Annotated in this window: 24 protein-coding genes, 1 pseudogene and 2 other annotated features; of the genes and pseudogenes, 24 read left to right on the top strand and 1 reads right to left on the bottom strand. The window is 37.6% G+C overall.

The window, feature by feature from the left end; translation table 11 throughout:
• Position 1 precedes the first annotated feature (1 nt).
• From ACRX5O_RS00810 to ACRX5O_RS00915, 22 genes are all read left to right on the top strand, one after another.
• Complete coding sequence (locus ACRX5O_RS00810) at positions 2-478, top strand: MaoC/PaaZ C-terminal domain-containing protein (protein WP_433904213.1); 477 nt, start codon at positions 2-4, stop codon at positions 476-478.
• Positions 479-602: 124 nt separating this feature from the next.
• Positions 603-1,319 carry a winged helix-turn-helix domain-containing protein gene (locus ACRX5O_RS00815; protein WP_433904214.1) on the top strand — a complete coding sequence of 239 codons (717 nt, stop codon included), beginning with the start codon at positions 603-605 and terminating at the stop codon, positions 1,317-1,319.
• A complete protein-coding gene (pnpS, locus tag ACRX5O_RS00820) occupies positions 1,316-3,085 on the top strand; it encodes a two-component system histidine kinase PnpS (RefSeq protein WP_433904215.1) in 1,770 nt (589 codons plus the stop codon). Before ACRX5O_RS00815 ends, pnpS begins: the two co-directional genes overlap by 4 nt.
• A gap of 222 nt (positions 3,086-3,307) precedes the next feature.
• Positions 3,308-4,273 (top strand): FtsH protease activity modulator HflK, encoded by a 966-nt coding sequence (gene hflK / locus ACRX5O_RS00825; protein ID WP_433904216.1) that lies wholly within the window; start codon positions 3,308-3,310, stop codon positions 4,271-4,273.
• On the top strand, positions 4,266-5,201 hold the full coding sequence (gene hflC / locus ACRX5O_RS00830) for a protease modulator HflC (RefSeq protein WP_433904217.1): 936 nt from the start codon (positions 4,266-4,268) through the stop codon (positions 5,199-5,201). Before hflK ends, hflC begins: the two co-directional genes overlap by 8 nt.
• 114 nt (positions 5,202-5,315) lie before the next feature.
• Positions 5,316-7,949, top strand: a complete 2,634-nt coding sequence (gene polA, locus ACRX5O_RS00835; protein WP_433904218.1) for a DNA polymerase I — start codon at positions 5,316-5,318, stop codon at positions 7,947-7,949.
• Between the two features lie 21 nt (positions 7,950-7,970).
• A complete protein-coding gene (mutM, locus tag ACRX5O_RS00840) occupies positions 7,971-8,798 on the top strand; it encodes a DNA-formamidopyrimidine glycosylase (RefSeq protein ID WP_433904219.1) in 828 nt (275 codons plus the stop codon).
• Positions 8,799-8,863: 65 nt separating this feature from the next.
• Positions 8,864-9,502 (top strand): sporulation membrane protein YtaF, encoded by a 639-nt coding sequence (gene ytaF, locus ACRX5O_RS00845; RefSeq protein ID WP_433904220.1) that lies wholly within the window; start codon positions 8,864-8,866, stop codon positions 9,500-9,502.
• 49 nt (positions 9,503-9,551) lie between these two features.
• Complete coding sequence (gene coaE, locus ACRX5O_RS00850; RefSeq protein WP_433904221.1) at positions 9,552-10,157, top strand: dephospho-CoA kinase; 606 nt, start codon at positions 9,552-9,554, stop codon at positions 10,155-10,157.
• A 116-nt stretch (positions 10,158-10,273) separates the two neighbouring features.
• Positions 10,274-11,320: a glyceraldehyde-3-phosphate dehydrogenase gene (locus ACRX5O_RS00855; RefSeq protein ID WP_433904222.1), complete on the top strand. Its 1,047-nt coding sequence runs from the start codon at positions 10,274-10,276 to the stop codon at positions 11,318-11,320.
• 285 nt (positions 11,321-11,605) lie between these two features.
• The gene (speD, locus tag ACRX5O_RS00860) at positions 11,606-11,986 is read left to right on the top strand and encodes an adenosylmethionine decarboxylase (protein WP_160546656.1); all 381 of its coding nucleotides are present in this window, start codon (positions 11,606-11,608) and stop codon (positions 11,984-11,986) included.
• A 142-nt stretch (positions 11,987-12,128) separates the two neighbouring features.
• Positions 12,129-12,533 (top strand): hypothetical protein, encoded by a 405-nt coding sequence (locus ACRX5O_RS00865; RefSeq protein ID WP_433904223.1) that lies wholly within the window; start codon positions 12,129-12,131, stop codon positions 12,531-12,533.
• A 79-nt stretch (positions 12,534-12,612) separates the two neighbouring features.
• The gene (gene nrdR / locus ACRX5O_RS00870; RefSeq protein ID WP_119709350.1) at positions 12,613-13,068 is read left to right on the top strand and encodes a transcriptional regulator NrdR; all 456 of its coding nucleotides are present in this window, start codon (positions 12,613-12,615) and stop codon (positions 13,066-13,068) included.
• Positions 13,069-13,104: 36 nt separating this feature from the next.
• The gene (locus ACRX5O_RS00875) at positions 13,105-14,514 is read left to right on the top strand and encodes a replication initiation and membrane attachment family protein (protein ID WP_433904224.1); all 1,410 of its coding nucleotides are present in this window, start codon (positions 13,105-13,107) and stop codon (positions 14,512-14,514) included.
• Positions 14,515-14,528: 14 nt separating this feature from the next.
• The gene (dnaI, locus tag ACRX5O_RS00880) at positions 14,529-15,467 is read left to right on the top strand and encodes a primosomal protein DnaI (RefSeq protein WP_433904225.1); all 939 of its coding nucleotides are present in this window, start codon (positions 14,529-14,531) and stop codon (positions 15,465-15,467) included.
• Between the two features lie 154 nt (positions 15,468-15,621).
• Entirely contained in the window at positions 15,622-16,485 is an 864-nt protein-coding gene (gene ytxC, locus ACRX5O_RS00885; RefSeq protein ID WP_433904226.1) for a sporulation protein YtxC, read from the top strand.
• Between the two features lie 66 nt (positions 16,486-16,551).
• Positions 16,552-16,790: a binding site (T-box leader), on the top strand.
• A 50-nt stretch (positions 16,791-16,840) separates the two neighbouring features.
• Complete coding sequence (gene thrS, locus ACRX5O_RS00890; protein ID WP_433904227.1) at positions 16,841-18,772, top strand: threonine--tRNA ligase; 1,932 nt, start codon at positions 16,841-16,843, stop codon at positions 18,770-18,772.
• 174 nt (positions 18,773-18,946) lie between these two features.
• Positions 18,947-19,076: a sequence feature (ribosomal protein L20 leader region), on the top strand.
• A gap of 79 nt (positions 19,077-19,155) precedes the next feature.
• Positions 19,156-19,659 carry a translation initiation factor IF-3 gene (infC, locus tag ACRX5O_RS00895; protein ID WP_433904228.1) on the top strand — a complete coding sequence of 168 codons (504 nt, stop codon included), beginning with the start codon at positions 19,156-19,158 and terminating at the stop codon, positions 19,657-19,659.
• 16 nt (positions 19,660-19,675) lie between these two features.
• Positions 19,676-19,876 carry a 50S ribosomal protein L35 gene (gene rpmI / locus ACRX5O_RS00900; RefSeq protein ID WP_119709345.1) on the top strand — a complete coding sequence of 67 codons (201 nt, stop codon included), beginning with the start codon at positions 19,676-19,678 and terminating at the stop codon, positions 19,874-19,876.
• A gap of 23 nt (positions 19,877-19,899) precedes the next feature.
• Positions 19,900-20,259: a 50S ribosomal protein L20 gene (gene rplT / locus ACRX5O_RS00905; protein WP_119709344.1), complete on the top strand. Its 360-nt coding sequence runs from the start codon at positions 19,900-19,902 to the stop codon at positions 20,257-20,259.
• Between the two features lie 72 nt (positions 20,260-20,331).
• Positions 20,332-20,598, top strand: coding sequence for a DUF1294 domain-containing protein (locus ACRX5O_RS00910; RefSeq protein WP_433904229.1), 267 nt, complete (start codon positions 20,332-20,334; stop codon positions 20,596-20,598).
• A 77-nt stretch (positions 20,599-20,675) separates the two neighbouring features.
• Positions 20,676-21,263: a TVP38/TMEM64 family protein gene (locus ACRX5O_RS00915; RefSeq protein ID WP_433904230.1), complete on the top strand. Its 588-nt coding sequence runs from the start codon at positions 20,676-20,678 to the stop codon at positions 21,261-21,263.
• Positions 21,264-21,298: 35 nt separating this feature from the next.
• On the opposite strand, the gene ACRX5O_RS00920 is transcribed toward ACRX5O_RS00915, so the two are convergent.
• Positions 21,299-21,679, bottom strand: a complete 381-nt coding sequence (locus tag ACRX5O_RS00920; protein WP_433904231.1) for a sigma-w pathway protein ysdB — start codon at positions 21,677-21,679, stop codon at positions 21,299-21,301.
• A 136-nt stretch (positions 21,680-21,815) separates the two neighbouring features.
• On the opposite strand from ACRX5O_RS00920, the gene ACRX5O_RS00925 reads away from it, so the two are divergent.
• A complete protein-coding gene (locus ACRX5O_RS00925) occupies positions 21,816-22,307 on the top strand; it encodes a dUTP diphosphatase (protein WP_433904232.1) in 492 nt (163 codons plus the stop codon).
• 71 nt (positions 22,308-22,378) lie between these two features.
• Positions 22,379-22,582, top strand: a pseudogene (locus ACRX5O_RS00930) (peptidase M28); the annotation flags it as partial.

A 22,582-nucleotide genomic window follows, 5' to 3' on the forward strand; every position in this document is an offset into this window, starting at 1 on the left:
CATGTTGTTAGGTAAAAAGAGAAAAATGGGCCGGAAAATTAATGAAATTTCTAGAGGAGAAAAACTTTCCCTGACAGAAAAGATTGAGGATAAGGACTTACTACTGTATCTTGGTCTAACGAATGATGCGAACCCGTTGTATATTCAGCATGATTATGCTTCACAAACTCCTTTTAAGAAGCCGCTAGTGCCAAGCATTATGCTCACCGGAATCGTTACTTCTGCTGTATCAAAATATTTGCCTGGGCCAGGTAGTCATATCCTAAAACAGGATATCGAATATATGAAACCAGTTTATCATTATGAAATGATTGATTTCATGTTCGAAGTGTCCGAAGTAAGTATAAGCAATCATACAATTGAAATTACAGTTGAAGGAAAAAATGAGGAGGGAGAACAAGTACTAAAAGGACTCCTTTTAGTTTGTCCTCCTCATCAACTTGAGGCATTAGATGGTAATGTTTTGGAAAATTTTTAACGAGAAATAGACGTGCTTTTTAAGAGTACGTCTATTTTTTATGAATTTTTTGTTATCTTTATTAAATGAATTTGTATTATAATGGATGTGGATGATGGGGTAATACTTGAATGTGGAGGCTTTTATGGAAAAAAGAGTGCTTGTAGTCGATGATGAGCAGTCAATTGTAACGCTCCTGCAGTACAATTTACAACAGGCTGGTTATGAAGTGTTAACTGCTGCGGATGGGGAAGAAGGACGAAATATAGCTTTGGAACAGGAGCTAGACTTAATTATTTTGGATTTAATGCTTCCGAAGCTTGATGGAATTGAAGTATGTAAACAGCTTCGTCAACAAAAAATCTTGACGCCTATTCTTATGTTGACTGCAAAAGACGATGAGTTTGACAAAGTTCTCGGACTTGAACTAGGTGCAGATGATTACATGACAAAACCGTTTAGTCCAAGAGAAGTCATAGCGAGAGTCAAAGCAATTCTTAGAAGAACCCAAGTACAACCAGAACCAGTTGTGGTACAAGAAGAGGAAAAAGATGTGCTTCAGGTGGCAGAACTGAAAATTTATCCTGAACAGTACGAGGCGTATTCTGGAGATATATTACTGGAGCTCACTCCCAAGGAATTCGAATTATTACTCTATTTAGCAAGACACAAAGGAAGAGTTCTAACACGAGATCAGCTTCTAAGTGCGGTATGGAACTATGATTTTGCAGGAGACACGCGAATTGTTGATGTTCATATTAGCCACTTAAGAGAGAAAATTGAACAAAATACGAAAAAACCAGTTTATATAAAAACGATTCGAGGCTTAGGCTATAAGATGGAGGAGCCTAAGGGAGAATGATAAAATTTCGAACGAGACTCTTGTTTGCCCTAATTATGCTTATTTTCATTGTTCTTATTGGGTTAGGCCTATTGTTAGGACAATTGTTCAAAGGATACTATATTGATTCCTTTGATGGGAGGATGAAGCAGGAAACAAAGTTAGTCTCTACGTATATTCAAGATACTGGTGGCATAGGTCATATTTCTAAAGATAGAATAAAGGATTTTAGTGATACGCTAAGTTCTCGAATTACTATATTAGAAAAAAACGGAAATGTCGTTTATGATAGTGGAGCCCTTGAAAATACGAGTAATAAGAGGCATGAAGGTGTCCTCCAGTCCATCTTCGAAAATCAATTAGAAAAAGAAGATGAAATCATTGAAGTAGGTGGGGGATATAATCTTCACTACTATTGGGACAATGTAGATTTTGATGGTGAGACTGAGGGAATCATTGTATTAAGCACGAAACTAACAGAAATAAAAAATGCATACGAACAGATCTGGTGGATATTAACGGTTTCACTCGGGATCGCGTTATTTGTCATTATTTTATTGGGTTTTAAAATAACGACCATGTACACAAAGCCGATTGAATCTGCTACCAATGTAGCTATTGAGCTTGCGAAAGGAAATTATCGTGCTAGAACGTACGAGGATCATGCTGATGAAACAGGTATGCTTAGTAGTTCAATTAATGTTTTAGCGCGAAACCTACAGGAGCTCATGAAGTCAAAGGAAATTCAACAAGATCGCTTAGGGACCTTGATTGAAAATATGGGAAGCGGACTTATATTAATCGATAGCCGTGGCTATATTAATTTGGTCAATCGGACGTATAAAGAAATTTTTCAAGTAGAATCAAATGAATATTTAGAAAAGCTTTACTACGAAGTGATTGACCAAAAAGACATTTGTGATTTGATAGAAGAAATTTTTATGACTGAGCACAAAATTAGAAAACAACTAATTGTACCTGTAGGGATTGAGAGAAGACACTTTGAAGTTTATGGTGTCCCAATTATCGGCTTAAACGATGTTTGGAAAGGGATTTTATTAGTTTTCCATGATATCACCGAGATTAAGAAGCTTGAACAAATGCGTAAAGATTTTGTTGCAAATGTTTCACACGAGCTAAAAACACCTATTACTTCTATAAAGGGATTTTCCGAGACCCTGCTAGATGGAGCCATGGAGGACAAGCAGACTTTAGAGGCTTTCCTAACCATAATCTTGAAAGAAAGCGATCGTTTACAAACATTAATACAAGACTTATTAGACCTTTCGAAGATGGAGAAGCAAGGCTTTCAATTGTCCATTCAAAAAATAAATATTGTTGATGTGTTACATGAAGTTCTTCCAATATTAGCAGGTAAGGCAATTGAAAAGAAAATTGACCTTCAATTTGAAGCGGAGGAAGAAGTGATCTTTGTTGAAGGTGACGTATATAGATTAAAACAAGTGTTTATTAATCTAATAACCAATGCCATTTCCTACACTCCAGAAGGGGGTTCGGTAAAGGTCGAGGTTCGTGAGAGGACAAGCAAGATTAGAATAAAGGTAATAGATACGGGGATTGGAATTGAGCGAAAGGAAATTCCACGAATCTTTGAACGTTTTTATCGAGTGGATCGTGCAAGAAGTAGAAACTCCGGTGGTACCGGTCTAGGCTTAGCCATTGTAAAGCATTTGATTGAAGCTCATAGAGGGAATATCCGAGTGGAAAGTAAGGTTGGAAGAGGGACCACTTTCATCATTGAACTATTAAAAGAGATTCCTAAGTAATACAGGTGACTTGGATACAAATTTTACAGTGCATTTACATTTATTATAATATTCCTTAATAATTGTTCTGTAATATCGTAAGGGAAAACCCCTTCATCCAAGGACCTAAAGAAAAGGTGAAAGCTAACCCCGCTTTCACCTTTTCTTTTTTATTGAAACCTTTTTCACGTACATTCGTATATCAATTAACTGTTCTTATTAAAGGGAAAGAGGTGAAGGGTGTTGCTTAGTTTAAAAAGAATTTATTCACTAGTAGGTCTAATATTTTTAATCATAGTATTAAGTTTTGTTGTTTTTACGACGTGGTATACCGTTGATGAATCAGAACAGGCTGTAATTTTAACCTTTGGGAAGGTAGAAGAAGGTATAACAGAACCTGGGTTACATTTTAAAATGCCTTGGCCAATTCAAAATGTAGAAAAGCTTTCGAAGGAAACGTTTAGCTTACAATTTGGTTATGAAGAAAAAGATGGGGAAATTGTTGAATTCGATAATGAGACAAAAATGATTACCGGAGATGAAAATATCGTTCTTGCTGATCTTGTTGTTCAATGGAAGATTACGACGCCTTCCAAATACCTATATAATGCGGATAATCCAGAAGAGATATTACGAGATGCCACTTCAGCTTCTCTTCGTAGTATTATAGGAAGTTCCAAAATTGATGATGCATTAACCTCTGGGAAAGGTGAAATAGAAGCAAGCGTCAGAGAGTTACTGTCGTCGTTAATGGATAAATATGATATAGGGATCACCATTATGGCGGTGAAGCTGCAAGATGTGGAGCTTCCAAATGAAGAAGTTCGGAAAGCATTTACCAATGTTACCGATGCTCGTGAAACGATGAATACAAAAATTAACGAGGCAAAGAAGTACCAAAATCAAAAAATCAATGAAGCAGAAGGGGAAAAGAAAGCCCTTGTTTCAAGAGCTGAGGGGGACCAAGCAGCAAGAATCGAGATTGCTAGAGGGGATGTAGCGGTTTTTAATAAACTCTACGATGAATATAAAAACAACCCTGAAGTAACTAGACAACGGCTTGTGTTAGAAACATTAGAGGAAGTATTACCAGGAACAGAAATTTATATTATGAATGATGATGGTGATACATTGAAGTATTTCCCGATTAGACCTCTAGAAAAAGAAGAAGCAAAACCTCAGGCAGAAGGGAGTGGAAACAATGAGTGATGGAAATGTAATCGATATGAAAGAGCGTTCTGGAGATGGTTTTAAGTGGCGGAATTATACCAAACTTGGATTGATTGCGCTTTTCATCCTTCTATTGATTGGAATCACTCTCACCAACTTATTTATTGTTAAAGAAGGAGAATACCGAGTTATTCGCCAATTCGGTGAAGTGGTTCGAATTGAGAGTACTCCTGGTCTAAGCTATAAAGTCCCATTTGTTCAAAGTGTTTCAACTCTACCAAAATATCAAATGACCTATGATGTAAATGAAGCTGAAATTAATACGAAAGATAAAAAACGTATGTTAATTGACAATTATGCTGTTTGGAAAATTGAGGATCCTAAAAAAATGATTTCGAATGCGAGAACGCTTGAAAATGCTGAGGGAAGAATGGAGGAGTTTATTTACTCAGTTGTTCGATCTGAGCTTGGAAAGTTAAACTACGAAGAAATCATTAATGATGAGGCGTCTACTAGAGGTTCTTTAAATGATAAAATTACAGAGAAGGTTAATGAGCTCCTCTCACAAGATAATTACGGAATCGTTGTAACGGATGTACGTATGAAAAGAACAGATCTCCCGAAGGAAAACGAACAGTCAGTGTTCACTCGGATGATCTCAGAACGTGAATCAAAGGCACAGGAGTATTTATCAATAGGAGATGCACAGAAAAATATTATAATTGCAGATACTGATCGCCAGGTAAAAGAAACGCTAGCGAAAGCGCAAGCAGATGCCGAAACGATTCGTGCGGAGGGAGAAGCACAAGCTGCAAAGGTGTATAATGAGGCGTTCTCAAAAGACCCGAGCTTCTATCAATTATTTAGAACATTAGAATCGTATAAAAAGACAATTAATGGTGAAACGGTTATTGTTCTGCCATCAGATTCACCTTATGCCCGTTTACTTATGGGATATACAGAGTAAATATGAAGCCGGCGTTTTCCTTTCCTATCATGGTCATGGTAGAATAAAGAAGGAAAACACTGGCTTTTTTACATATGACATGAGACAAGCTTTAGTTAGAAAGGGAGGCTTCCTTTGAAAAAGAAACTTGTATTAATTGATGGAAATAGCATTGCCTACCGGGCATTTTTTGCTCTGCCATTGCTAAACAATGATAAAGGAATTCATACGAATGCCGTTTATGGATTTACGATGATGCTCTTGAGGATATTGGAGGATGAGAAGCCATCACATATAATGGTTGCGTTTGATGCTGGAAAAACAACCTTCCGCCATAAGACATTTAGTGAGTATAAGGGAGGACGTCAAAAAACGCCACCTGAACTATCCGAACAATTTCCTTTTATTCGAGAAGTATTGGACGCATACCGAATCAAAAGGTATGAACTTGAAAACTATGAAGCAGATGATATTATTGGTACTTTGTCGAAGAAGGCAGAAGAAGATGGCTATGAAGTAAAGGTTATTTCGGGAGATAAAGATTTAACCCAGTTGAGTTCTGAAAAAACGACTGTTGCGATCACAAAAAAAGGGATCACGGAAATTGAGGAATATACTCCAGAGCATATCAAAGAAAAATATGGTTTAACACCAATGCAGATCATTGATATGAAAGGGTTGATGGGGGATACGTCAGATAATATTCCTGGTGTCCCTGGAGTTGGTGAAAAAACCGCTATTAAGCTATTAGCAGAGTTTGAGACACTCGAAAAACTGCTCGAGTCGATTGACCAAGTGAGTGGGAAGAAATTAAAAGAAAAGCTTGAGGAATTCAAAGACCAGGCAATTATGAGTAAAGAGCTTGCGACCATAACGAGAGAAGCTCCAGTTACGGTACAACTTGATGAATTCGAATATGACGAGTTTGACCGTGACAAGGTTGTTCAGTTATTTAAAGAATTAGGATTTAATTCATTACTGGATAAATTAGGGGACCACACAGGAGCTTCTGTGGAAGAACCGTTGGAGAGTATTGAATTTACAACTGTCCATGAGGTAACGGAAGAACTTTTTGCGGATGAGAATGCCTTATATATTGAAGTGTTAGATGATAATTATCATTATGCTGATATTGTGGGTATATCACTAGTGAATGAAAGGGGGAACTTTTTCATTCCTACCAATGTAGCAATGGAATCATCCGTTTTTAAAACTTGGGCTGAAAATGAAGCTTCTAAAAAAATTGTGTATGACGCGAAAAGGACAGAGGTATCACTAAGACATCACCATATCCACCTAAAAGGGATTGAGTTTGACTTACTGTTAGCATCTTATATTATGAATCCAGCCGAGTCAGTTGATGATATTTCAACGACTGCTAAACGCTATGGTTTTACGAGTATTAGTTCTGATGAGGCGTTTTACGGAAAAGGGGCTAAGAGAAAGATTCCTGAACCGGAACAGCTTGGAGAGCATCTCGTTCGAAAAGGACTTGTGTTACAGGATCTACGCGATAAGCTCGAACAAGAGTTAAAAGCAAATGAACAATTTGAACTTTATTATGATTTGGAGCTTCCTTTATCTTTAATTTTAGCGGATATGGAATCGTGTGGAATTATGATTGACCTCGACCGACTTCATGCGATGGGAGAAGCAATTACCAATCAACTAACTAATATTGAAGCTCGTATCTATGATCTTGCAGGTGAAAACTTTAATATTAATTCACCAAAGCAGTTAGGAGTCATTCTCTTTGAAAAGTTACAGCTTCCGGTAGCGAAAAAGACAAAAACTGGCTATTCTACCTCTGCAGATGTACTGGAGAAGCTTGAAGAAGAACACGAAATTATTCGAGAAATATTAAACTACCGTCAGCTTGGTAAACTTCAGTCTACTTATATTGAAGGATTACTTAAAGTAATTAATCCTTCAACTAATAAAGTTCATACAAGATTTAATCAGGCTTTAACTCAGACAGGAAGATTAAGCTCTACAGATCCAAATTTACAAAATATCCCTATTCGACTAGAAGAAGGTCGTAAAATTCGTCAAGCCTTTATTCCGTCAGAGGAAGGCTGGGTTATTTTTGCAGCCGATTACTCACAAATTGAATTACGTGTGTTGGCGCATATTGCAAATGACGAAAAGCTAATCGAAGCCTTTAAAGAGGGTCTAGACATTCATACAAAAACAGCGATGGATGTGTTTCATGTATCCAAGGAAGAAGTAACTTCCAACATGAGACGACATGCAAAAGCGGTTAACTTTGGAATTGTTTACGGCATCAGTGATTATGGGTTGTCACAGAGCTTAAATATTACACGAAAAGAAGCGGGTAGCTTTATTGAAAGATACTTAGAAAGTTATCCAGGTGTTAAAGAATATATGGAAGAAATCGTAAAAGATGCAAAGCAAAAGGGATTCGTGTCAACCCTTCTGCATCGTCGAAGATATATCCCGGAAATAACAAGCAGGAACTTTAACCTTCGTAGCTTTGCGGAACGGACGGCAATGAATACGCCGATTCAAGGAAGTGCAGCGGATATTATTAAAAAAGCGATGATAGATATGGCGGACAGGCTCGAAAAGGAAAAACTAAAATCACGATTACTGCTATCTGTACACGATGAATTAATATTCGAAGCACCAGAAGAAGAAATCGAGCGATTGAAGGAAATCGTCCCTGACGTTATGGAACATACAGTGGAGTTGAAGGTGCCACTTAAGGTTGATTATTCCTACGGTCCGACTTGGTTTGACGCGAAATAAAGGCAGTAGGGAGGAAGAATATTGCCAGAACTTCCAGAGGTCGAAACGGTTCGACGTACATTAGAAATGCTTATTTTGGATAAAGAAATCAAAAAGGTAACTGTTCTTTGGCCAAAAATCATTAAACATCCTGATGTAGATCAGTTTTGTGACGCTTTAATTGGCGAGAGATTTGTTCAGTTAGGGAGAAGAGGAAAATTTCTTATCTTATATACTGAAAAATTTGCGTTAATTTCTCATTTGCGTATGGAAGGTAGATATGCGCATTTTGAGGCTGTGGAACCAGTAGCTCTCCACACGCATGTAATTTTTACTTTTACCGACGGGACAGAGCTCCGCTACAAAGATGTACGTAAATTTGGGACGATGCACTTATTTGAAAAAGGAAAAGAGTTTAACCAGCCACCTTTATCGACTCTCGGACCTGAACCATTTGATCCGAATTTTACGTCATCCTATTTGCAAAAAAGGTTATCGAAAACACAAAGATCAATTAAAACAGCGTTGCTTGACCAAACGGTGGTCGTTGGACTAGGTAATATTTACGTAGATGAAGCCCTTTTTCGTTCGAGAATTCATCCTGAGAGAATTGCGAGCTCATTGAAGAAAAAAGAGTGGATCATCCTTTATGAACAAATAAAGGAAACGCTAGGTGAAGCGGTTGAAAAGGGTGGAAGTACGGTACGATCTTATGTAAATTCTCAAGGGCAAATGGGAATGTTTCAGCTTGAATTATTTGTTTACGGTAGGAAAGGTGAAAATTGTAAGTTATGTGGTACTCCTCTAGAAAAAATTGTTGTTGGTGGGCGTGGAACCATGTTTTGTCCAAAATGCCAAAAGAAGAAGTAGGTTGAACCTTGGATGGGCTCCTATCATATACTATCCTAGCTTTTTGTTAGGAAGGAGTCTTTCCAATGGTACTATCTGTTCCATTATTACTACTTGCATTAGCAGTTAGCATTGACAGTTTTAGTGTAGGTTTCACATACGGTCTGAGGAAAATGCGAATTCCTTTTAAGTCAATCGCGGTCATCTCTTTATGCTCTGCAGGAACACTCACTGTAGGGATGATTATTGGCCATTTCATTGAGTCTGTCTTATCGCCTGATATCGCTGAGAGTATTGGGGGAATAATACTCATTTTATTAGGGGCATGGGTTTTAGCTCAATTTTTTCGATCAGAGAAATCCGTCTCATCAGTGCTTCCCCATCCAAAAACGATCATTGATTTTGAGATTAAATCTCTTGGGATTGTTATTCAAATATTACGAAAGCCGATGTCAGCAGACTTTGATCAATCGGGTACGATCAATGGCATTGAAGCCTATATGCTTGGATTAGCGTTATCTTTAGATGCATTTGGGGCCGGAATAGGTGCTGCAATGCTAGACTTTTCTCCAAGCATTTTAGGGACTGCCGTTGCATTAATGAGCTTTCTCTTTATTTATGCGGGGTTACAGCTTGGGAAACATTTTTCTGAGAATAGTTGGCTTCAGCGCTTCGCCTTTTTACCTGGGGTATTGTTAATTATTATTGGAATATGGAAAATTTGAAGTGAGCCTCCTATTGTGGAGGCTTTTACTTTAAACGGAGGGGTTGAATATGACTTTAGTCGTTGGATTAACTGGTGGCATTGCTAGTGGGAAAAGCACTGTGGCAAATATGTTTAAAGAAATGGGAATAGAGGTTATTGACGCTGATATAGAAGCAAGAGAGGCAGTTGAGATAGGAGAAGCAGCATACGAACAAATCGTTACATATTTTGGTGAAGGTATTCTGAATGATGATCATACGATTAATCGCTCTAAATTAGGTGAAATCATTTTTAATGACAGTGTGAAGAGACAAAAGTTAAATGAAATTGTTCATCCAGATGTAAGAAGAAGGATGAATGAGAAGAAGGAAGCAGCTATTTTGCGAGGAGACCAAGTAGTTGTGTTGGATATTCCTCTTTTATTTGAAAGCGGATTAAAACATATGGTTGATGTAGTTCTGCTTGTGTATGTAGAGAAAGATATCCAGCTTCAGAGATTGATGGATAGAAATCTGTTAACAAAGGAGGAAGCACTTGCTCGAATACAATCCCAAATGCCAATTGAAGATAAACGGAAGATTGCTGATAAAGTGATTAATAATAATGGAACGATAGACGATACGAAAAAGCAACTGATAGAGCTTCTTACGGATTGGAAAACCATCACAAATTAATGTGATGGTTTTTTTATTAAAAATAGGTTTTTTTATCACCACAATTCGCAACTAATATGTTATACTAATTGTAAATTACGGAAATAAAGTATAACACTTTTGAAGGGAGCCGTAACATGAAGGCTAGAGTAGCGATTAATGGGTTTGGAAGAATAGGAAGAATGGTTTTCAGAAAGGCAATTTGTGATGATACATTAGAAATAGTAGCCATTAATGCTAGTTATCCTGCGGAAACATTAGCACATTTAATAAAGTATGACACAAATCACGGAAAGTTTGATGGTGAGGTAGTAGCTGAACACGATTCCTTATTGGTAAATGGAAAAAGAGTGAAGCTAATTAACCATCGTAATCCAGAGGAGCTTCCATGGAGTTTACTTAATATTGATATTGTGATCGAGGCGACTGGGAAATTTAACGCTAGAGAGAAAGCTAGTCTCCACTTAGAAGCGGGTGCAAAGAAAGTTATATTAACAGCACCGGGTAAAGGAGAAGATATTACAATCGTCATGGGTGTGAATGAGCACCAGTTAAATATATATGAGCATGATATCATTTCAAATGCTTCTTGTACGACAAATTGTTTAGCTCCTGTTGTAAAAGTACTTGAAGATAAGTTTGGTATCATTAATGGGCTAATGACGACAGTGCATGCCTATACAAATGATCAAAAAAATATTGATAATCCGCATAAAGATCTTCGAAGAGCAAGAGCTTGTGGTCAATCAATCATTCCGACAAGCACGGGTGCTGCTAAAGCTCTTTCACTAGTGCTACCTAAAATGAAAGGGAAGCTGCATGGAATGTCATTAAGAGTTCCTACAACCAATGTCTCATTAGTTGATTTAGTTGTTGATTTAAAGCGAGAAGTAACAATAGATGAGATAAATGATGTATTCGAAACAGCCTCCAAGGATGAACTAAAGGGGATACTCGCCATTACAGAAGAGCCACTAGTATCGGTTGACTTTAATACCAATGAACACTCTGCGATTGTTGATGGGTTGTCTACAATGGTTATAGGTGCGAACAAGGTAAAGGTTCTCGCATGGTACGATAATGAGTGGGGCTATTCTTGTCGTGTCGTTGATCTAACGAAGCATGTGGCTAATCAACTTTCTTTAGCTTCAGAAAATAATATAAAACGAGTAAGCTCGTTGTAAGTAGTCAGTCTTCTGGGATACCCTCAGAAGACTGATTTTTTGTATGAAATAGAAGAAAGGGATTTTACTTTTCCTCTTTTTTGTAAAGATTTTTTAAATACATTATTGCAAAAAAAAAACAAACAAAGTATACTAGTCATCGTGAACTTCTTGAAATTTGGAATCTATATCTACTTAAAGGGTTAGGACCTCTTTGGACTAACTTTCCCCCGTGGTAGTTATAATCCAAAAAATTAGGGAAATTCAGTTACTGTAGTAAAAATGGTTAAAGGGGGAAATTTGAATATGGAAACTATGGGTCGTCACGTTATTTCTGAGTTATGGGGTTGTGATTTTGAAAAGTTAAATGATATGGAGCAAATTGAGCAAATTTTTGCAGATGCGGCATTAAAATCTGGTGCTGAAATTCGCGAGGTTGCTTTTCATAAATTTGCACCACAAGGTGTGAGTGGAGTTGTTATTATCTCTGAATCACATTTAACTATTCACAGCTTTCCTGAACATGGCTATGCTAGTATTGATGTGTATACTTGTGGAGACATGGATCCTAATATCGCTGCAGACTATATCGCTGAAGCATTAGGTGCTCAAACTCGTGAGAACATCGAAATTCCTCGTGGAATGGGTCCTGTTCAAGTTAAACAAGCAAAAGCGAAAGTACTATAATCGTAGCTTACAAAACTTATGAAATTCGAGAGGTGTATATTATACACCTCTTTTTAATTTCTCTTTTATTGAAACATTAACATTGCTAGTCCTTTTAGGTTAAAATATATGTACATACATCTTTCGATTTGGAGGAATAATTATGTCATTTGTGAAACAGGTGTTTAGACAATTTAATAGGCAATGCGAAACAAAAGAAAATCATGTCGAGGAACAGCTTAGAACGAGATATTATCGAGTAAATCTCCAATCTTTGTTTCAATCTGTAAAAGAAATCATTGAAAATGATCAGCATGCAAAAGTGGTAAGCGATTCAATTGACCACGGGGAAATTGCAGTTGAAATCAATCGTGGAAAGAAAATGTTTGCCATTATTACGATTATAACGGTTAAGCCTTATGAGACGGCTGTAGATATAAATGTTTCCACTGAGCAAACGGTGCTGTTGGGAGCATACCCAAGCTTAAAAGCAGAAATCACTCGTATTTATCAGGAGCTAGATAAGAAGCATCCGTATATTGGTGTTGGAAAACACGCAGGAGAATAGAATTGCTTGTACTACAAATGAAGTTTTAATAAGATAGTGTTAGATTCAGCAGAATCCATTCTGTTTCGGAGTTGATGTTATGAAATGTCCTGCATGTCAAAATAATCATACTCGTGTTCTCGATTCAAGACCTGTCGATGAAAATAGATCGATTCGCAGAAGAAGAGAGTGTGAGAAATGTTCCTTTCGCTTTACAACCTTTGAGAAGGTAGAGGAAATTCCTTTGATTGTCGTAAAAAAGGAAGGAACAAGAGAAGAATTTAGCCGTGATAAGATTCTACGTGGTCTGATTAAAGCTTGTGAAAAAAGACCTGTTGCTTTGCCTGAATTAGAAAAAATTACTTCCGATATAGAAAAAGAACTTCGCAGTCATGGAGTATCGGAAATAAAGAGTGAAGCAGTTGGAGAAATGGTTATGGATCGTTTAGCAAAATTAGATGAGGTCGCGTACGTAAGATTTGCCTCTGTATATAGACAATTTAAAGATATTAACGTCTTTATTGAAGAATTGAAGGAATTAATAAAAAAGGATTAGTAGGGAAGTTTGTTGTTAAGAGAGGAAATGAAGCCTATGGCTCAGCATTGGCAGGAAATGCTACCAGTGGATCGCTATGAGGTGGCCTCAAATGGTTTGTTATTTGAGTATGATCGAAAGGTGCTGACACTTTTATATCAGCCACTGATTGGTCCGATAGCATACAGTCTCTATATGACCCTTTGGTCGCAAATAGACGAGAACCGCTTATCATCAGATGGTAGTTCACATCATGCTCTTATGAACGTGATGGATAGTAATTTAAAACAAATTTACGATGCCCGTCTAAAGTTAGAAGGAATTGGCCTTCTCTCCACGTATGTGCGAACAGAGGAAGGGCTTCGATCATTTGTATATGAAATAAAGCCGCCTTTAACACCTAGTCAGTTTTTTCTAGATGGCATGCTTAACGTGTATTTGTATCGAAAAGTAGGTAAAAATCAATTTTTAAAACTTAAAAGGTTTTTTAGTGATGAACATTTCTTGGGAAAAGAAAATGAGTACGAGAATGTTACAAGGTCGTTTCAAGAAGTATTTGACTCTGCTGTTCCAGGTAACCCTTCATCACATCTGGTAGATGACCTGAAACTTGAAGAGCAACGTGTATACTTCGATCGAGTGAACCCTGAGACAATTAAGGTTGATGAAGCACAATTTGATTTTGACCTGCTATTTGCAGGGCTTTCAGAAGTACTTGTTCCTAAACGTGCCATCAATAAAAAGGTGCGAGAAGCAATTGCGAAACTATCCTTCCTCTATGGGATTGACCCGATCCAAATGAAAAACATTGTAATTAGTGCAGTTGATGAATCAAGTGAAATTCAAATTGATGAACTTAGAAAATCAGCTAGAGATTGGTATCAGCTTAACTTTTCTGACCAACTCCCGTTATTAATAGATAAAATACAACCACTTCCACATGTTACAACAACTGTGGAGCCTAAAACTCAAGAAGAGAAATTGGTTCAATACCTTGAGAAAACGTCTCCTCGACAATTGTTAATTGATATATCTGGTGGGGGAGAACCATCGAAAAGTGATTTGCAAATTGTTGAAGATGTCATGTTCCAACAAAAGCTTCTTCCTGGCGTGGTGAACGTGCTCATTCAGTACGTATTATTAAAAACAGATATGAAGTTGACGAAGGCTTATGTGGACAAAATTGCCTCTCATTGGGCGCGTAAAAGGGTCCAGACGGTGTCTGAGGCAATGGAACTTGCTAAAAAAGAACATCGACAATACTTAGACTGGGCTGAGGGGAAGCAAACAGTAAAACAAACTCCAAAGACTAATACTAGGAAAAAGGCCATACGAACAGAAAGCTTACCAGATTGGTTTGATAAAAATGAGAATGAGGATCCATCTGATCAGAAATCCTCAGATAATAAAGAGATGGAAGAGAAAAAACGTGCTCTACAGGAAAAATTAAAAAGGTTTAAGAGCTAGGAGGTGACTGGAATATGGAACGAATCAATGAAACATTAAAAAAACTTGCAGCTAGTCCAAGCTTTCAAGAACGGTACGAACGACAAAAGAGACAAGTCATGCAGCATCCGGACATCAGGGAGTTTATAACGAAGCACAGTGATATTCTAACGAGCCAAATGATTGAAAGAAATTTGGCCAAGCTCTATGAGTATTCGACTCAATGTACGGAATGTACGGATTGTCCGAGTCTTGAGAGTTGTAAAAATATCATGCAGGGCTATCAGCCAGAATTAGTTCTTGTTCGTGGGTCCATTGAAATCCATTATGATCGGTGTCCTAGGAAGGTCATGTCTGACGAGAGAAGAAAAAGTGAAAAGTTAATTCAAAGTATGTATATGCCGAAGGAAATACTGAAGGCTAGCTTTTCAGAAATCGACACGGAGGGTGATTATGCAGGGAGATTAGAAGCAATTGATCTAGCCGCAGATTTCATCCTTAATTATCATCCTGACACCATGCAAAAAGGTCTTTATTTGTATGGGAAATTCGGTGTCGGAAAATCTTATCTACTGGGAGCCATTGCGAATGACCTAGCTAAGAAAAAAGTTTCCTCCATGATCGTGTATTTTCCAGAACTGATTAGAGAATTAAAGAGCTCCATCGGTGATTCAACACTAAATGAAAAAATTGAAAAAGTGAAGAGAGTACCAGTGTTAATGATTGATGATATAGGTGCGGAGACGATGTCAAGCTGGGCAAGGGATGAAGTGTTAGGAACGATTCTTCAATTCCGTATGCTTGAAAACCTACCTACTTTCTTTACCTCTAACTTTGACTTCGATGGGTTAGAAGTGCACCTAACGTATAGTCAACGTGGAGAAGAAGAGAAGATGAAAGCAAGAAGGCTTCTTGAGAGGATTAGATACTTAGCTCACCCTGTCCAAGTGGATGGTCCAAATAGAAGAAAATAGGTAAAGATAAGAGCCAGTGGAAAAAGTCCGCTGGCTCTTATTCTATTTTGAACAAGTTCCCCATATACATGAAATCAGAGACTGTGAAAACGAACATGCAGCAGCATGAGCATGGACCTTTCAAGCGTTGATTTCACCAAAAGGGGGGATTTGGTTGTTTGAGATCATTTTCCAAAATAAAGAGGATGCGAAAAGATTTCACCAATTGCTAAAGAAACACGCACAATCCTCACTCCATTTGAATCATGAGACTCTTCTTATTGAAGATAAACATATAGTAAAATGCGATGGAAAACTCGAAGAAGAGGTTGTGAAAAAAGCATTTGGACAGTTTATTCAGGAAATTAAATTAGTGGATTGGTCTCGAGAAATCTTAAAAGATCATTTTTGTTATGATGACGAACATGAACAGGAACAAATACTAGATATTATTACTGCCATTGTTGACGGAAACAGAAGGGAACTCTTATCGTTTGTGGATGTGAACACATTAAATAATTTGGTAGAATCAGCTATTAATGAATTATTCTCACAGCGTTTGTCTTTCTCGTTCGACTCTTTCCTGCGCTTTCGACTGCGTTCCATTACGACTCTCATAGAGAGAGTGGTCGAGGTTGCGATTGATGAGTATAAACTTGAGCAAGAGTACCAAATTTTTGTTCATACGCTCAGAGAATTTTTAGCTGGAAGAAGTTCAATCAAGAAGGTGATTCATTTAATTGTGTCTGATTCAATAACCTTTTTTGATGAGAAATTCTTTGAATTAAAAAGAAAAGAAATTTTGCAGCTGATCGATCGGAAACTACTTTCCAATCACCCAGTCTATATTGATAGTGTCACTATTGCACCGTTGCTTTCGATTGCTCCCCAAAAGATTTATTTGTACACCGATGAACCGGAACAGCCTTTGGTTCGAACGATCTGTAATCTTTTTGAGGAAAGGGTAGTCGTAGCAGCCATGACCTTATTTCATGATCGTAAAAGAAAATTAGCCTTTGCCGCTGAGGAGAATTTCTAGATAGATACTTGCTTTTCCCTCATGAACAAACTATAATACGTACATAATAAGGTACAACTTCATGATATAAATGTTATGATGAGGATATGAGCGTTTTTATACGGTTATCAGAGAGGGAAGGCTTTGGCTGGAAACTTCCTAACACGATTGAATAGCTTACCACCTCTAAACATCAGCCTTGAACAATTTATTAAGTATGGGCTGACGGATAAAGTCCGTTATCTAATTATCTAAAGTCATTTTGATGAGTTATCAAGGTGAAAATTAGGGTGGAACCACGTGTTGTTTATAAACTCGTCCCTTTCCGAGGGACGAGTTTTTTTATTTTTATTTTATATTTAGGAGGAAAATGGTTATGTCAAATGTTGTAAAATTAACGTTCCCAGACGGTGCAGTGAAGGAGTTTCCGTTTGGAACAACAACAGAAGATGTTGCTGCCTCCATTAGCCCAGGGCTTAAAAAGAAGGCATTGGCTGGAAAAGTAGATGGCCAATTGTACGATCTTAAACGTCCGATTGAGCAAGATGGAGCAATTGAAATTGTTACTCAGGATAGTGCAGATGCACTTGAGATCCTTAGACATAGTAGCGCCCACTTAATGGCACAAGCGATCAAGCGACTTTACAAAAATGTAAAGCTTGGTGTGGGTCCAGTTATTGAAGGCGGATTTTACTACGATGTAGATATTGAGGAATCATTAACACCAGAAGATCTTCCGTTAATTGAAAAAGAAATGAAAAAAATTATTAACGAAAACATTGAGATTGTTCGTAAAGAAGTTAGTCGTGACGAGGCAGTTCAGCTGTACAAGGAGATTGGCGATGAATACAAGCTTGAGCTAATTGAAGCCATCCCTGCAGGAGAAACGGTAACTATTTATGAGCAAGGGGATTTCTTCGACTTATGTCGTGGAGTTCATGTTCCATCGACAGGGAAATTGAAGGAATTTAAGCTTCTTAGTATTGCGGGTGCTTACTGGAGAGGCGATAGCGATAATAAAATGCTTCAACGTATATATGGTACAGCTTTCTTCAAGAAAGAAGACTTGGCTGAACATCTCCGTCTCATAGAAGAAGCAAAAGAGCGTGATCATAGAAAAATAGGTAAAGAATTAAATTTATTCATGAACTCGCAAAAAGTGGGACAAGGCCTTCCAATGTGGCTACCAAAGGGTGCGACGATTCGCCGTATTATCGAGAGATATATCGTGGATAAGGAGTCAAGACTTGGTTACGACCACGTGTACACACCTGTGATGGGAAGCGTTGATTTATATAAAACATCAGGGCACTGGGATCATTATCAAGAAGACATGTTCCCGGTTATGGAAATGGACAATGAGCAACTCGTTTTACGCCCTATGAACTGTCCGCATCATATGATGATCTATAAGCACGGTATTCATAGTTATCGTGAGCTTCCTATTCGTATTGCCGAGCTTGGAACGATGCACCGCTATGAAATGTCTGGAGCACTATCTGGTCTTCAACGTGTACGTGGAATGACGTTAAACGATGCACATATTTTCGTTCGTCCAGATCAAATCAAGGATGAATTTAAGCGAGTGGTAGGATTGGTATTGGAAGTGTACAAAGATTTTAATATCAATGATTACTCCTTCCGCCTATCGTACCGTGATCCTGAAGATAAAGAAAAGTATTTTGATGATGATCAAATGTGGGAAAAGGCTCAAAGTATGTTAAAAGAAGCGATGGATGACTTAGGGCTAAATTATTTTGAGGCAGAGGGTGAAGCGGCTTTTTATGGTCCAAAGCTTGATGTTCAAGTGAAGACAGCACTTGGGAAGGAAGAAACCCTTTCTACTGTCCAGTTAGACTTCTTATTACCAGAACGATTTGATTTGAGTTATGTGGGTGAGGATGGGAAACAACATCGTCCTGTAGTTATCCACCGTGGTGTCGTTTCGACGATGGAGCGTTTTGTTGCGTTCTTGATCGAAGAATACAAAGGAGCTTTCCCTACTTGGTTAGCACCTGTGCAGGTTCAAGTGATTCCTGTTTCTCCGGACGTTCATTTTGACTACGCAAAGCAAGTTCAAGAACTTCTTCAGGCAGAAGGGATTCGTGTCGAAATCGATGATCGTAATGAGAAGATCGGTTACAAGATTCGTGAAGCGCAAATGCAAAAAACTCCTTATATGCTAGTTGTTGGTGACAATGAAGTAGCAGAAAAGGCAGTGAATGTACGAAAATATGGCGAGCAAAAATCAGAGGTCGTTTCTTTTGAAACATTTGTTGAAGATTTAAAGAATGAAGTAAAACGCTAAAATGTTTTTTACAGAAGAGGATGTATGATCATCCTCTTTACGTTTATTTTTTTAAAAGGTATTGCCACAAACGTATATTTTTGATACAATTCATTTCGTTGTGATAAAAAAGTGTTTCGTTGACATGAATTATTTATTGTGATATAGTTGCTAAGGTAAATTGAATACGAGTTTGAGATAAAGAAGAAGCACCCGCTTCTCACCTGATTGACGCCAAAGCGCAGTTGGCAGGTTTTACGAAAAGGCTTATTACCGTATGGGTATCGTAAAGTGTGGGTGTGTTCATCCGCACTTTTTTTATTTTTCTTATGAAAATGAAATCTTCTTAACCCAAACGTTGTATTCGCATTAAACCTTGGAGGTGTCCAGCTATTAGCAAAGACATGTTGTTGAACGAGGGTATTCGTGCCCGCGAAGTACGTCTAATTGATCAAAATGGCGAACAACTAGGCATTAAAACAAAAATCGAAGCACTTGAGATTGCTACGCGTGTAAATCTTGACGTTGTTCTTGTTGCGCCAAACGCGAAACCACCAGTAGCACGTATTATGGACTACGGTAAGTTTAAGTTTGAACAGCAGAAGAAAGAAAAAGAAGCACGTAAAAATCAAAAAATTATCAACATCAAAGAAGTTCGACTTAGCCCAACCATTGATGAGCATGACTTTAACACAAAGTTACGTAATGCGATTAAATTCTTGGAAAAAGGCGATAAAGTAAAAGCATCGATTCGATTTAAAGGTCGTGCAATTACACATAAAGAGATCGGACAACGTGTTTTAGTCCGCTTTGCAGAAGCTTGTAAAGAAGTTGCAACAGTGGAATCTCATCCAAAAATGGATGGCAGAAGCATGTTTATGACATTAGCACCTAAAAACGACAAGTAATGAGGAGGAATCCCTAATGCCAAAAATGAAAACTCACCGCGGCGCAGCAAAGCGTTTCAAGAGAACAGGATCTGGTAAACTGAAGCGTTCACACGCATACAGAAGCCATTTATTCGCTAACAAATCTACAAAGGCAAAGCGTAAGCTTCGTAAAGGAACTCTAGTTTCTTCAGGCGATTACAAGCGCATCCGTAACTTACTAGTAAATCTTAAGTAATTGCAAATTAGGAGGGAAAACATATGCCACGTGTTAAAGGCGGTACAGTAACTCGCAGACGTCGTAAAAAAGTTATTAAATTAGCAAAAGGTTATTATGGTTCAAAACATACATTATACAAAGTAGCTAACCAACAGGTTATGAAATCTCTAATGTATGCATTCCGTGATCGTCGCCAAAAGAAGCGTGACTTCCGTAAGCTTTGGATCACTCGTATCAATGCAGCAGCTCGTATGAACGGTCTTTCTTATAGCCGTTTAATGCACGGTTTAAGCGTTGCAGGTATCGAAGTAAACCGTAAAATGCTTGCTGAACTTGCAGTAAGCGACGAAAAAGCATTTGCAGAATTAGCTGCAGCTGCTAAGCAAAGCCTAGCAAAATAATTGACTTATTAGTCTATAGAAGCCATTCTCTTACTAGAGGGTGGCTTTTTTAAGTCTTTAAGGAGGTATTGTATGCTTACATATATTTGGATTTATTTATTGGTGATAAATATCGTCAGTTGTACGTTGATGTATGTTGATAAACAGAAGGCAAGGAAAAATGAATATCGAATTAGAGAAGCAACACTTTGGCAATTCGCCTTTTTTGGAGGAGCATTAGGGGCATTTATCGGAATGAAATCCTTTCGTCATAAAACGAAGCATCCTAGCTTTAAATGGGGATTGCCTTTTTTGACTGTTCTTCAAATCGGTCTATTGCTTTACTATGTATGGAATTAAGGGAATAGTTGTCATAGAAATGGTCCATCCTCGATAAGCTGTAATAGACATCAAGAAACTGCTTAAGGGGTGGTCATATGGATGAGGAGTTAGCGTTACTGCTTGTCATGTTTCAGGCTGGTGGAGTTTTCACCCCGATTATATTCGTCTTGTTTCATTCGTTACGACAGTTTTTATTTATTCCTGTAGTCATCATCTGTATTGCGGGTGGAATTCTTTTTGGAACAGTAGCAGGTACGATATACTCGCTTATTGGGTTAATGATTAGCAGTATATTGTTTTTTGCTCTCGTTTCAAAATTTCCACGAACACAAGAAAAACTGTCTTCGATTCGGAAAAAGTGGTTTGGAGAGTATCGTAATTTAACAGTTAGTCAGATTTCGATTTTACGCCTTGTTCCTTTTGTCCACTATCAACTATTAAATTTTTGTTTAATGGAAAGACACCGTGGCTTTAAAGAGTATTCAAAGGCAGCCTTTATTACGAATCTTCCATTAGCTTTCTTTTACACTGTCTTTGGTCAATTTATAAGTCAATTTACACCAACGATGATCGTAATTATTATGTTTTCCTTATCCATTCTTGTTTATTTATTACGGGAGAAAATGACAATCATAAAGTGGGGAGATTTTTTTAAGGAAACAAAATTAGAGAAGCAGGGCTAATAAAAAACGTTCAAGGGGTTTTCTCCCTTGAACGTTTATTTTTTCATGAATTCATGAATGGGGCTTTTCCAGTCAATTTTTGCATTTGGATAAAATACAGCTACTTCCATTTCGATATAACGGAAATCTTCTTTTGACAAACCATTGAGCGCAGAGTTACTATGTGGCCAAATGAATATAGAAACAACCTCGAAGGTGTTCTCGGTTGTGCCTAAGTATTTTTCCCCTTCGAATAGGACCCCTTTATAGGTTAAGTGGAAATTCTTACGAACATTTTTTATATCATCGAGTAAAAAGAATTGCTTTTGCTCGTGAGCTAATTCCAGTTTTCGCTTTGGGTTTAACATAAATTTGAAGGCGCTGTATATTAAAAAAAAGATAAATGCTATTAGGAGCATGCGTAGTAGCCACATCATACTTAAGCCCTCCACTCTTCATTTTTCCTTATATACGTTTTTATTTGAAAAAGGTTTCATAAAGTGTTGCTTTTAAGTGAATTTTTTTCTTAATTTCATTATGATTAAAGTAATATACATAGAAAAGAGTGAAATGATGGATTTACGAGACTTATTTGAGATGCAAAAAGGCTTGGATGAACATATCGCAGAAAAACACGAATTAAAAGCAGATAGTCTAATAAGTAGAAAGGTTCTGGCTTTGTTGGTTGAACTAGGTGAACTAGCAAATGAGACACGATGTTTTAAGTTTTGGAGTGTAAAAGGTGCTTCCCCGAAAGAAGTCATTTTAGAGGAATTTGTAGATGGAGTTCATTTCATTTTATCACTAGGCCTTGACTGTGGATTTGAGCGTGATGTACAGGTAGAAGAACTAGCGTTAGTAGAGGAAAATGTGACAAATCAATTTTTATCCATGTATGAAAGGGTGCATCGCTTTTCTGCAGAAAGGAGTATTGATGCGTATCGTAGCATGCTAGAAAGTTATTTTGTTTTAGGTAAGATGCTAGGATTTACGTCAGAAGAGATAAAAGAAGCATATATCTCTAAAAATGAAGTAAATTATAAAAGGCAGAAGGAAGGGTACTAACGTATACTTTGTGCATTTAAGTTGTAGCTAGTATACTATAAACATAATACATATTAAGGGAGTCGAAATAAATGACGAAGCTTGATGATACTTTAGCGATGCTCAAGGAATTAACAGATGCCAAAGGGATTCCAGGGAATGAGCGTGAGCCAAGAGAAGTGATGAACAAGCATATTGCTCCGTATGCGGATGAAGTAACAACGGATGGACTTGGAAGCTTAATTGCTAAAAAAGTGGGAGATGCGAACGGTCCGAAGGTAATGGTTGCTGGCCAC

The organism is Robertmurraya mesotrionivorans (assembly GCF_050971805.1).
In the GTDB taxonomy this organism is placed as follows: domain Bacteria; phylum Bacillota; class Bacilli; order Bacillales; family Cytobacillaceae; genus Robertmurraya_A.